The organism is Sutcliffiella horikoshii (assembly GCF_002157855.1).
In the GTDB taxonomy this organism is placed as follows: domain Bacteria; phylum Bacillota; class Bacilli; order Bacillales; family Bacillaceae_I; genus Sutcliffiella_A; species Sutcliffiella_A horikoshii_C.
The window spans coordinates 2,972,996-2,984,371 of the sequence record NZ_CP020880.1 but is presented as its reverse complement, the minus strand read 5'-3'; the positions used below and the strand labels follow the sequence as shown (position 1 = coordinate 2,984,371).

The following is an 11,376-nucleotide window of genomic DNA, read 5'->3' as shown; positions in this document are numbered from 1 at the left end:
CAATTTGTTGAAAAGTATATACAGACTTGCTATTGAATTGACCAATCATAAGTTCTCTTCCATGGCTGTTAAGCATTTTGCCAGTTCGAAACTTAGCAAGCGGTTTATCCCGTCGTTTGCCAAGGTATACAATATTAATATAGAGGAAATGCAGGAAAAGATTGATACGTTCCCTACTCTGCAACAATTCTTCATCCGAAACTTAAAGCCTCATGTTAGGCCGATAGATTCTGGGAAAAACTCGATAGTAAGCCCAGTTGATGCCGTCATTGAAAAGAAAGGTACAATTACCGATGCTCTTCAACTGAGAGCAAAAGGGATCGATTATTCTGTTGGGGAAATGCTTTCAGATCCGGAATTAGCAAAAAAATATATGGGTGGTTCCTATATGGTCCTTTATTTAAGTCCAAGCCACTACCATAAAATTCATACACCTATTTCCGGGAATGTTACAAAACAATGGACGTTAGGTGGAAAATCCTATCCTGTTAATCAGATGGGATTAAAGTACGGAAAGGAACCGCTTGCCAAAAACTATCGCAGGTTAACGGAAATCGAACACAATGGGAAACACGTGGTGGTGGTGAAAGTTGGGGCGATGTTTGTTAATAGTATCGAGTTGACGCACGAAAGTGAGCAGCTTGTAAAAGGGGAAGAAATGGCGTATTTCTCTTTTGGCTCCACAGTTATTTTGTTGTTTGAGAAAGACGGTTTTATGATGGAGGATACATTGAAAGAGAAGGAAGAGGTAAGGGTCGGTCAAAGAATCGGTACTTGGCTAAGCTAGTGAGAGCACTAGCTTTCTTTCTTTTTATACGGCTGTTGATTTCCGCAAATGGCTTTGCTTTCCGCGGGGTGACCTTGAGCCTCTTCACAACGCTTCAGGGGTCTCAACATTGTCGCTACTCCCCCGCAGGAGTCTTCGGCTTTTGCTCCAATCAACAGCTAGAAACTTATTAATACAAAAAAGAGCCAGATGACCGGCTCATTTAAGATGTTGCTTTTATTTTGTAGCTTAGGGAACGGCGTTTAATTTCTAACTCGATCAGTAGAATAAAATCTGTGCTTAATTTTAATTCGGTCGCTTTGTGATAGGATTCTAGTAAAAGTTCATCGGAAAGTTTTCTCATCAGATTGGCCTCTGCCCTACACCTCCTATAATTACGTCACTATGTATGGTTGTATGCATTATGTTTTATGGTAAGTTCTATTCTCTATATGTTGCGCATATAATTGTAAGTTCTGTTAGGTTGTACGATTACTCTACCACGTATTTTTTTTTAGAACAACCGTTCTGTTATCCACAGTTAACAGTGGATAACATGTGGGTATATTGTTTATAATTACCAGTAAACGTTGCAGGGCACAATGTATAATGTAGATAAGTTTATCCACAGGTGTTGAAAGTGACGAGAAATTGTCGAAAAATTTTTATTTTCGTTACTTTTTATTAGAAAATAGAAGCATGCTAACACTAGAAATATCAATAATATGCTTAACACGGAGAAGATATTTAGGTAAGATGGTAAAGTGTTAATTTTGACCGTAAAACGTCTATTTAAATATGTTAACAATACCAACTATAGAAACAAATTGAGGGTGATTAAATGATTAAGTATTTTCTACCTGCACAACACGTAAAGAGCGTGTTTGAAATAAAGCCAATGGATTTGAAAGAAAAGGGAATCAAAGGGATCATTACAGATCTAGACAATACGCTTGTCGAATGGGATCGACCGGAAGCGACTCCTGCATTGATTAAATGGTTTAAAGAAATGCAAGAGGTAGGCATCTTAGTGACGATTGTTTCCAATAATAAGTTAAAAAGAGTAAAGATGTTTTCTGACCCGCTTGGTATCAACTATATTTATGGAGCAAGAAAGCCAATGCGCCGTGCGTTTCGAAGAGCGTTGAAAGATATGAAACTTCAAAAAGAAGAAGTGGTAGTGATTGGAGACCAGCTTCTAACAGACGTGCTCGGAGGCAATAGGATTGGGTTACATACAATCCTTGTTGTTCCTGTTGCTCAAACGGACGGTTTTATTACAAAGTTCAACCGACGTCTAGAAAGACGAATCCTATCGTGGATGAAACGAAAAGGTATGATTAATTGGGAGGATTAACGAATATGGAAGAACAAATAGTATGTTACGGGTGTGGAGTCGCTATTCAGACAGAAAACCCAGAAGGTTTGGGTTATGCGCCACCTTCCTCATTAGATAAGGAAGCGGTTATCTGTAAAAGGTGCTTTCGCCTGAAGCATTACAATGAAATTCAAGATGTTTCCCTGACAGATGATGATTTTATCCGCATTTTAAATTCCATCGGTCAAACACAAGGCTTAGTGGTCAAGATTGTCGATATATTCGATTTTGACGGCAGTTGGTTGCCTGGTTTACACCGATTTGTCGGAAACAACAAAGTATTGCTCGTTGGTAATAAAGTGGACTTACTGCCAAAGTCAGTTAAGCCAAATAAAGTAATCAATTGGATGAAGCAAGCAGCAAAAGAGCTCGGCCTGAAACCCGAGGATGTTTTCCTGATTAGTGCGGATAAAGGAACTGGTGTGAAAGAGCTGGCTCAGGCCATTGAAGATTATCGCGAAGAGAAAGATGTATATGTTGTTGGTTGTACAAACGTAGGAAAATCGACCTTTATCAACCGCATCATCCGTGAATTCTCTGGCGAAGAAGATGTCATCACAACATCCCAGTTCCCTGGTACGACGCTTGATATGATAGACATTCCATTGGATAATGGAGCATCACTGTTTGATACACCTGGGATTATCAATCGTCATCAGATGGCGCATTTTATTGATAAAAAAGAACTGAAAATCATTTCGCCTAAAAAAGAAATCAAACCAAAGATTTTTCAATTAAATGAAGGTCAAACATTATTCTTTGGCGGATTAGCACGATTTGATTATGTAAAAGGCGGGCGTAATTCTTTTACATGCTACGTTTCAAATGACCTTTATATTCATCGTACAAAGCTTGAAAATGCTGACAATGTTTATAAAGAACACTTAGGTGATTTACTGCAGCCACCTGGAAAAGACGTTGTAGAATCATTCCCTGAACTGGTCGCACATGAGTTTACAATTAAAGAGGAGAAAACGGATATTGTCTTCTCTGGACTCGGTTGGGTTACCATCAATGAACCTGGAATTAAAGTGGTAGCTCACGTACCAAAAGGGGTAGGGGTCATGGTAAGAAAATCGTTGATCTAAAAGGGAGGAAAGACTGATGAAGAGTCTTTACGGAGTGATCGGGTCTCCCATCGCACATTCCATGTCTCCACTCATCCATAATGATGCCTTTCTTCAAAAAGGGGTGGACGCCTATTATCATGCTTTTCATGTGGATCCTGAGGAGTTAGAGACGGCGGTAGCAGGTATGCGTGCCCTTGGTGTCAATGGATTCAATGTAACCATCCCTCATAAAGAAGCGATTATACCTTTGTTAGATAGAGTGGAAGATGCAGCTCTTCAAATTGGCGCTGTTAACACGGTGGTAAATAGAAATGGCGAGCTCATCGGTTACAATACTGACGGCAGAGGGTTCGTGGAGGCTTTAAAAGAAGTGGTGAAGCTTAAGGATAAGCATGTACTTATTATCGGTGCCGGTGGGGCTGCCAGGGCCATATTTTATACATTGGCATTGGAAGAAGGGGTGCAAATCGATATTTGTAATCGGACCGTATCCAAGGCAGAGGATTTAATTAAAGAATTCTCATTGGAGCGGATTGCACGAAGTATAACTGTCGATCAAGCCGCAAGGGAGATCCAACGTTATGATGTGGTAGTTCAGACCACTTCGGTGGGAATGCACCCGAAGATCAATGACATTCCATTGCCACTAAAATCGATTAAACACCATGCAGTATTTAGTGATATCATTTATAACCCGATAGAAACGAAGTTATTGCAAGAAGCAAAATCTATTGGTGCTATTACACAAAATGGGATTCATATGTTTGCCTATCAGGCAGCTTTAGCATTTGAAATTTGGACAGGGAAGTTCCCGGATACAGTTAGAATGAAAAAATTAGTAGAAGAACATCTAGGAGGAAAAACATGTTAACAGGTAAACAAAAGAGATTTTTACGAGCAGAAGCACATCATCTTGATCCGATTTTTCAAGTAGGAAAAGGCGGAGTAAATGAGAATATGACAAAGCAGATTTCAGAAGCTTTAGAAGTAAGAGAGCTATTGAAGGTCAGTGTGCTGCAAAACTGTGATGAAGACCGTAAAGATGTGGCCCAAGAACTTGTTGCCGGTACGAAGGCTGAACTAGTACAAGTTATCGGAAGTACAATCATACTTTATAAAGAATCAAAAGAAAACAAACAAATCGTTTTACCAAGATAAATGGATGGAGGGATCATCATGAATAAAGTGGGCATAATCGGCGGAACATTTGATCCACCACATGTCGGTCATCTTCTTATTGCAAACGATGTACGGCAGAAGCTGTCATTAGATGAAATCTGGTTTATGCCAAATCATATTCCTCCCCATAAGCAAAATAAATCCGTAACCCCGACGCCCATTAGGGTTAAAATGATCGAAGCTGCTGTCGCGTCAAATAGCAGCTTTCGGGTGGAAACCATTGAGCTTCAAAGGGAGGGTCCCTCCTATACATATGATACAATAATGTTATTAGCAAAAAAGTATCCCGATACCCGCTTCTATTTTATAATTGGGGCAGATATGGTGGAATACCTGCCTAAATGGCACAACATAGAAAAACTGCTACAAATCATCACATTTATTGGGGTAAAACGCCCTGGCTATACTTTCTCATCAGAATACCCAGTGCTAGAGGTGGAAACCCCTCAAATGGACATTAGTTCGACCTTAATAAGGAAGCGTGTGCAAGAAGGATGGACTTCTCAATACTTAGTGCCTGATAATGTAAAAGAAATCATAGAGGAGAAACGCCTATATGAATAGAGAGAAAGCGTTAAGACTGGTGAAAGAGCAATTAACAGAGCGGCGTTATGTTCATACAATTGGAGTCATGGAAGCTGCGATAGAACTTGCGGAGCGATATGGCGTTGATAAAGACAAAGCAGAGCTTGCTGCCATTTTCCATGATTACGCCAAGTTTCGCGATAAAGAGGAAATGCGCAGGATCATCATCGATCAAAAGATGCCCCAGGATTTGTTGCAGTTTCATGATGAACTATGGCATGCCCCTGTTGGTGCGTATCTTGTGGAAAAAGAAGCTGGGGTTTCAGATGACGAAGTTCTTGAAGCGATACGATGCCATACTTCGGGTAAAATAAACATGAGTACGTTGGATAAGGTTTTGTATGTAGCCGATTATATCGAACCTGGGCGGGACTTTCCCGGAGTTGAACAAGTTAGGGAATCTGCTAAGTCCTCGCTTGATATTGCCGTTATCCAGGCTATGAAGAATACGATTACATACTTATTAACGCGTAATCAACCAGTCTATCCCGATACATTCCATGCTTATAACGATATGACTATGAAGGTAAAAGAAAGGAAGTTAACATAAATGTCAAACGAATTATTACAGCTCGCAGCAAAGGCTGCAGATGATAAACGTGCAGAAGAATTGGTTGCATTAAATATGCAGGGGATTTCCCTTGTTTCAGATTATTTCTTGATTTGCCACGGTAACTCAGACAAACAAGTCCAGGCTATTGCCCGTGCGATTAAAGAAGTGGCAGAAGAAAACGGTCAACATGTACGCAGAATGGAAGGCTTTGATGAAGCTCGCTGGATCCTTGTGGACCTAGGTGATGTCGTTGCCCATGTGTTCCATAAAGATGAGCGAGGCTATTACAACCTAGAACGTCTTTGGGGAGACGCTCCTCGAGAAGATATTCAAATAGAGTTAACGTAACATGGCTTACGGTCAATTTGCCTATATTTATGATCAATTAATGCAGGACGTTCCTTATGACGAGTGGGTCTCCTTTGTCCAAACCGTTAAACAAAAGTATATGGCTGATGATTCTGATCGCTTTTGTGTCGTAGATGTTGGTTGTGGGACAGGAGAGCTTGCTATTCGCTTTGCTCAAGCAGGATGGGAAGTGTCAGGTGTTGACCTTTCGGAAAGCATGTTGGCCATTGCTCATGAAAAAGCTTCGGCTTCAGGACTATCCATCCCTCTTTTTGAGCAAAACATGGCAGAACTTGAAGGCTTTAAGGATGTGGATTGTATCACGATTTTTTGTGACTCGTTAAATTACTTGGAGTCAGAAGAAGACGTGAAAAACACCTTTAAATCCGCCTTCAACCAGCTGAAAGTGGGCGGACTGCTGCTTTTTGATGTTCACTCCCTTTATAAAATGACACAAGTGTTTATGAACAATACTTTTACGAGTGTCGAAGAAGATGTGTCATATATTTGGAACAGTTTTCCTGGAGAACATCCAAATAGTGTGGAACATGAGCTGTCCTTTTTTGTAAAAGAAGATGAATCAGACCGCTATTTGCGTTTTGACGAACTGCATTTCCAACGGACTTTCAATGTGGAAACATATAAAAAGTGGTTAGAAGAAGCAGGATTTTCCGTCAAGTCCATAACTGGCGATTATTCAACCGACCATATGGCTGACCATGCAGAAAGAGTGTTCTTTGTTGCACAAAAATAGGCGTCCTTTTATAGGGCGCCTTTTTGGTGAAGAAATTTATAAAAACTTAAAGGATTTTGTCGAGTAATAGCGAATACCTTTATTAGTGAAACTGTTTTTTAACCTCTGTAATATCTTCATCAAACTTCTCATGCGTCTTCTGTATAACATGATGGAACACATCACCAAGCTCGTTTTCTAACACCTTGATACCTTCTCCGGTGACACCACCCTTAACACATACCTTTTCTTGTAAAGTCTGTAATGTATAAATATCCTTTTCAATTAATTTCCCCATGCCGATGATCATCTGGCTTGCCAGATCTGTCGCCTGTTCCTTGGAAATGGCCGTCTCACTTACCGCTCCGTCTATGAACCTTTGTAAAATATAGCTGAAAAATGCAGGTCCGCAGCTCACTATATCAGAGGCAACTCTCGTAACGTTTTCCTTAATATGAATCGGTGTAGAGATTTTCGAACAAATGGAAAGCAGGAATTCTCGGTAGTCCTCCTCAACATTATCTCCGAATGTGACTAAAGTGACTCCCGCTAGTGCACGGTTGGTAATGCTCGGGATAATTCTAGCCACTTGGCACGTGACCAAAGTTTGAAGTTGTGTGACAGAAACTGGGCTTGTGATGGAAATGACACATTTATCAGACGTAAGGTTTTTATTTATCTTTGTTAAAAGGGGGTGAATATCCAATGGCTTTACACATAAAAAAATAATATCAGAAGCTCTAACCACCTCTTCGGCAGTCTCCGCAACATGTAGATCAGGGTATTTACTTTGTATTTTAAACGCCTTTTCTATTGAGCGATTAGTTATGGTGATATTTTCAGGAGGTACTGCTTTCGAGTCGACAAATGATTCAACCAAGATTCTCCCCATGTTGCCTGTGCCGATCATTCCAATCTTCATGTTTATTCCCTCCTCCATCCAAAAAAGTTTCTCATACACTATATGTTTTCAGGCTTACTAATATGAATAGAAGGTGAAATCAATGAAAGAAATATGGTCTGTCCATAAAATGAAAGTATTGGTATCGATCAGCGTATTGGCGCTGATCTCCGTCCTTGGCTGGTCTAGTCTAAATGAAAGTAAATCTGACTCTTCCATGCAGCAGATAAGCTTTATCGAGGAAGTGCAAGGGGAGGAAGTGGGAGGAAACAACTCTGAAGAAATAGAAGAGCCTGAGGAAGGAGAGGTTGTCACTCAAGAAGTTCTTATTGATATAAAAGGTCATGTCATGCAGCCCGGCGTCTATCGAATGAAAATAGGGGACAGGATTATCGATGCGGTAGAAAAAGCAGGAGGGTTTATGGAGGGAGCCGACTCAGATAAAGTGAACTTGGCTGCGTTGTTAGCCGATGAAATGGTGATTATTGTTCCAAAAGAGGGCGAAGTGATTGATGAAGTCGTTCAGCAACCGGTGACAAATGAAAGCGATCTTACTGGAAACTCTGGCGGGCTAGTCAATATTAATACAGCATCTGAGGAAGAGCTGACAAGCTTAACTGGAATTGGCCCTTCAAAAGCAAAAGCGATTGTAGACTATAGAAAAGAAAATGGGCTGTTTAAGAAAGAAGAAGATATCATGCAGGTTTCTGGCATCGGTCAAAAGTCTTTTGAAAAATTAAGAAATGAAATAACGGTTGCAAATTGAATTGACGAAATGAAAGGATAGCCGATACACTAGAGGTATTGTAAATGTTTTAGAAACTGGGAGGACAGATGGATGACGACGAGAATCTCATGGGATCAATATTTTATGGCACAAAGCCATTTGCTTGCATTACGCAGTACATGTACAAGACTTGCCGTTGGAGCTACAATTGTCCGCGACAAACGAATTATCGCAGGTGGTTATAACGGCTCCATAGCAGGTGGTGTTCATTGCATCGATGAAGGATGTTATGTCATTGACAACCATTGTGTACGCACCATTCATGCAGAAATGAATGCGTTGCTTCAATGCTCCAAGTTTGGTGTACCTACAACTGGTGCAGAAATTTATGTTACACATTTTCCCTGCCTGCACTGTTGTAAAGCCATCATTCAGGCGGGAATCAAAACCGTTTACTACGCAATGGAATACAAGAACCATCCATATGCTTTGGAGATGTTTGAGCAAGCCGATGTGAGAGTGGAACAGGTGGAACTTGTTGAGATGGCAGTTAGTTTGAATGACCCTGAGAAAATAGGATTCATAAACAATCTGATTGAAAGGCTGGAGGAGTCCGGTGCAAGTGATGAAGAAATAAAGAGCTGGTACGAGCGTTCTACCGATTTATTCAGTAAAAAAGGATAGCACGTAATGAAACTTAGGACAGGCTTTTATGCCTATTTAGCTATTGCAAGCTGTTTGGGCGTTGCAGTCTCCAGGTCAAACTTCCATTGGGGGCTGCTCACCCTTTCTCTGGTGTATCTTTATATGATTTACCGTCTTAACGACAAATCAGGAAAGTTGTTTTATCTAACTATTCTCTTCACAGCAGGCTTCTCCGGCTATATGACGTATGTAGAAAATAATAATGTCTCCTTGCATCATGAAAGTGAATCTCAATTTTCAGCCACTGTTCATTCTCCCGTAATCATAGATGGAAATAAGGCAAGCTTTCAAATAAAAAGCCTGAAAAATGAAGTGTTAATGGTGGAATATTATATGAAGTTGGAAGAAGAAGCACTTCAGCTTAGAGAACTAACTCTTGGCGACAGCTGTAATTGGTCTGGAAGCTTAAAACAGCCTCAACAAGCAAGCAACCCTCACGCTTTTGACTACAAAAATTATTTATATGAACAGAAAATCCACTGGATATTTTCGCTGAATTCACTTCCACAAGCGTGCCTCTCCCCATCCCAAACAACTTTCTTAACATCCATAAAACATTACAGACAAAAAGGAATAAATTTAATCAATCAGTATGTAGATCAGCCAACTTCAAGTTTTATGATCTCTTTAATTTTTGGAGATCGGAGCAAGCTTGATCGTGACATTCTGGATGCTTATCAGCAGTTGGGGCTTGTGCATCTGTTGGCAATATCCGGGCTGCATGTCGGAATCATCACTGCGGCGACATTTTACATAGGAATAAGGATCGGTTTAACAAGGCAGTGGATGAATGTAATATTGATCGGCCTATTGCCTTTTTATGTCTTACTTGCAGGAGGTGCTCCTTCTGTGATGAGAGCAGCAACGATGACAGGTGTGGCACTCACCTTAATGTTGATGAAAAAGAAAGTTTTCTCTATCGATACAATTGGTTTGGCGTGCATTTTTGTTTTGCTTCTTAACCCATATTACCTTTATCATATCGGTTTTCAGCTCTCCTTTTCTGTCAGCCTGTCCTTGCTATTAGCTTCAGGTATCCTTCAAAAAATGCAAAATGGAATTGCTCAACTATTTATCGTCTCCATGATTGCTCAAGTTGCCTCTTTGCCTTTACTTCTTCATCATTTTTATCAGTTCTCTTTCTGGAGTCCACTTCTTAATGTCATTTTTGTTCCCTTCTATTCCCTTTATGTACTGCCCATTTCTTTTCTGCTCTTTTTTGTCCTATTCCTTTCTCCTGACCATGTAATGTTATTTGTTCCGCTTCTAACCTACCCGTTGGAATGTATGAACTTCTTAGCCCTTAAAATTGCTGAATTTCCAATAGGGACATTAGTGTTTGGAAAACCTAATACCCTTTTAATGGCGGCCTATGGTTTAGCTGTCATCTTCTTTTTTTACATGTGGGAAATAAATAAACGATGGTTAGGAACAATAGTTCTACTTACGTGCTTGGTTTTTCAATGGAATATTGATTACGTTAATCCTTATGGAAAAGTAGTGGTGTTGGATATTGGTCAGGGTGATGCGATTTATATAAGCCTGCCATTTAACAAAGGGGATTATTTAATTGATACTGGCGGTGCATTTACATTTCAACAAGAAGAGTGGAAGGACAGGGAGAAGGAATTTCATAGCGGTTCAGATGTATTGGTGCCGTTTTTAAAAGCAGAAGGAGTCAGGCGGCTTGATAAGTTGGTTCTTACACATGGAGATTTTGATCATATTGGAAATGTGGAAAGTCTTTGGGGGGAAGTGGATATAGGAGAGGTCATTGTGCCGCAAGGGTTTGGTGTGAGTGAATATGAGAAAGAGATATTGAAGGTAGAGAAAAAGAGGGGAGCAAGTATCAACGTTGCAGTTTCTAACGCCGGTTGGAATGCAGGGAAGGCGAGCTTTTTATATCTGCATCCAACTAAATTTTATGAGAATAAAAATGAGGGCTCCATTGTGCTTTTTGCCGAATTGGGTAATAAGAAATGGCTGTTCACAGGAGACATAGAAGAGGAAGGGGAACGTGATTTATTGCACCACTACCCAAACCTGAATGTGGATGTATTGAAAGTCGGTCATCATGGAAGTAAGACATCGTCTACTGGTAGTTTTCTTAGGAAAATAAGGCCCGATGTTGCCATTATCTCAGCAGGAAGGAACAATCGCTTTGGACACCCTCATCAAGAAGTATTGGAACGTTTATCGCAAGTTGAAGCAGAAGTTTACAGAACAGACATACAAGGAGCAATAATCTATAGATTTACACATCGGGGAGGAACGTTTTCCACCATAATCCCATAGGATACAGTATCAAAAATGAAAAAGAGACTGCACCATGTAGACGCAGTCTCTTTTATAGCGAAGCTTTTTGAGTTATCCTCATTCTTTTCACAACTGGCTTTGGAAAAGAATCACGACGGTATGTATCATTATGCCG

At 40.3% G+C, this 11,376-nt stretch carries 13 protein-coding genes and 1 pseudogene; 12 read left to right on the top strand and 2 right to left on the bottom strand.

The genetic code is table 11. The features are described 5' to 3' along the window. Positions 1–4: 4 nt before the first annotated feature. On the top strand, positions 5–787 hold the full coding sequence (locus B4U37_RS15500) for a phosphatidylserine decarboxylase (RefSeq protein ID WP_088018922.1): 783 nt from the start codon (positions 5–7) through the stop codon (positions 785–787). A 202-nt stretch (positions 788–989) separates the two neighbouring features. On the opposite strand, the gene sda is transcribed toward B4U37_RS15500, so the two are convergent. Beyond that, positions 990–1,130, bottom strand: a complete 141-nt coding sequence (sda, locus tag B4U37_RS15495; RefSeq protein WP_010196138.1) for a sporulation histidine kinase inhibitor Sda — start codon at positions 1,128–1,130, stop codon at positions 990–992. A gap of 477 nt (positions 1,131–1,607) precedes the next feature. Between sda and B4U37_RS15490 the strand changes: the two genes are divergently transcribed. The 8 genes and pseudogenes from B4U37_RS15490 (at position 1,608) to B4U37_RS15455 (ending at position 6,633) form a co-directional block, all read left to right on the top strand. Then, on the top strand, positions 1,608–2,123 hold the full coding sequence (locus B4U37_RS15490) for a YqeG family HAD IIIA-type phosphatase (RefSeq protein WP_088018921.1): 516 nt from the start codon (positions 1,608–1,610) through the stop codon (positions 2,121–2,123). A gap of 5 nt (positions 2,124–2,128) precedes the next feature. After that, the gene (yqeH, locus tag B4U37_RS15485) at positions 2,129–3,232 is read left to right on the top strand and encodes a ribosome biogenesis GTPase YqeH (RefSeq protein ID WP_088018920.1); all 1,104 of its coding nucleotides are present in this window, start codon (positions 2,129–2,131) and stop codon (positions 3,230–3,232) included. A gap of 16 nt (positions 3,233–3,248) precedes the next feature. Beyond that, positions 3,249–4,085, top strand: coding sequence for a shikimate dehydrogenase (gene aroE, locus B4U37_RS15480; RefSeq protein WP_088018919.1), 837 nt, complete (start codon positions 3,249–3,251; stop codon positions 4,083–4,085). Next, a complete protein-coding gene (gene yhbY, locus B4U37_RS15475; protein ID WP_010196148.1) occupies positions 4,079–4,372 on the top strand; it encodes a ribosome assembly RNA-binding protein YhbY in 294 nt (97 codons plus the stop codon). Before aroE ends, yhbY begins: the two co-directional genes overlap by 7 nt. An 18-nt stretch (positions 4,373–4,390) precedes the next feature. After that, a pseudogene (locus B4U37_RS15470) lies at positions 4,391–5,065 on the top strand (nicotinate-nucleotide adenylyltransferase). Beyond that, positions 4,977–5,528, top strand: coding sequence for a bis(5'-nucleosyl)-tetraphosphatase (symmetrical) YqeK (yqeK, locus tag B4U37_RS15465; protein WP_425444086.1), 552 nt, complete (start codon positions 4,977–4,979; stop codon positions 5,526–5,528). The pseudogene B4U37_RS15470 and the gene yqeK overlap by 89 nt, the downstream one beginning before the upstream one ends. Next, the gene (gene rsfS, locus B4U37_RS15460) at positions 5,529–5,879 is read left to right on the top strand and encodes a ribosome silencing factor (RefSeq protein ID WP_088018916.1); all 351 of its coding nucleotides are present in this window, start codon (positions 5,529–5,531) and stop codon (positions 5,877–5,879) included. Between the two features lies 1 nt (position 5,880). Beyond that, on the top strand, positions 5,881–6,633 hold the full coding sequence (locus tag B4U37_RS15455) for a class I SAM-dependent DNA methyltransferase (protein ID WP_088018915.1): 753 nt from the start codon (positions 5,881–5,883) through the stop codon (positions 6,631–6,633). A gap of 82 nt (positions 6,634–6,715) precedes the next feature. Here B4U37_RS15455 and comER read toward each other — a convergent pair whose 3' ends face one another. Further along, the gene (gene comER, locus B4U37_RS15450; protein WP_088018914.1) at positions 6,716–7,534 is read right to left on the bottom strand and encodes a late competence protein ComER; all 819 of its coding nucleotides are present in this window, start codon (positions 7,532–7,534) and stop codon (positions 6,716–6,718) included. Between the two features lie 82 nt (positions 7,535–7,616). Between comER and B4U37_RS15445 the strand changes: the two genes are divergently transcribed. The 3 genes from B4U37_RS15445 (at position 7,617) to B4U37_RS15435 (ending at position 11,240) form a co-directional block, all read left to right on the top strand. Further along, on the top strand, positions 7,617–8,279 hold the full coding sequence (locus B4U37_RS15445; protein ID WP_088018913.1) for a helix-hairpin-helix domain-containing protein: 663 nt from the start codon (positions 7,617–7,619) through the stop codon (positions 8,277–8,279). Positions 8,280–8,351: 72 nt separating this feature from the next. Beyond that, positions 8,352–8,924, top strand: coding sequence for a ComE operon protein 2 (locus tag B4U37_RS15440; protein WP_088018912.1), 573 nt, complete (start codon positions 8,352–8,354; stop codon positions 8,922–8,924). A gap of 6 nt (positions 8,925–8,930) precedes the next feature. Continuing rightward, entirely contained in the window at positions 8,931–11,240 is a 2,310-nt protein-coding gene (locus tag B4U37_RS15435) for a DNA internalization-related competence protein ComEC/Rec2 (RefSeq protein ID WP_088018911.1), read from the top strand. Positions 11,241–11,376 lie beyond the last annotated feature (136 nt).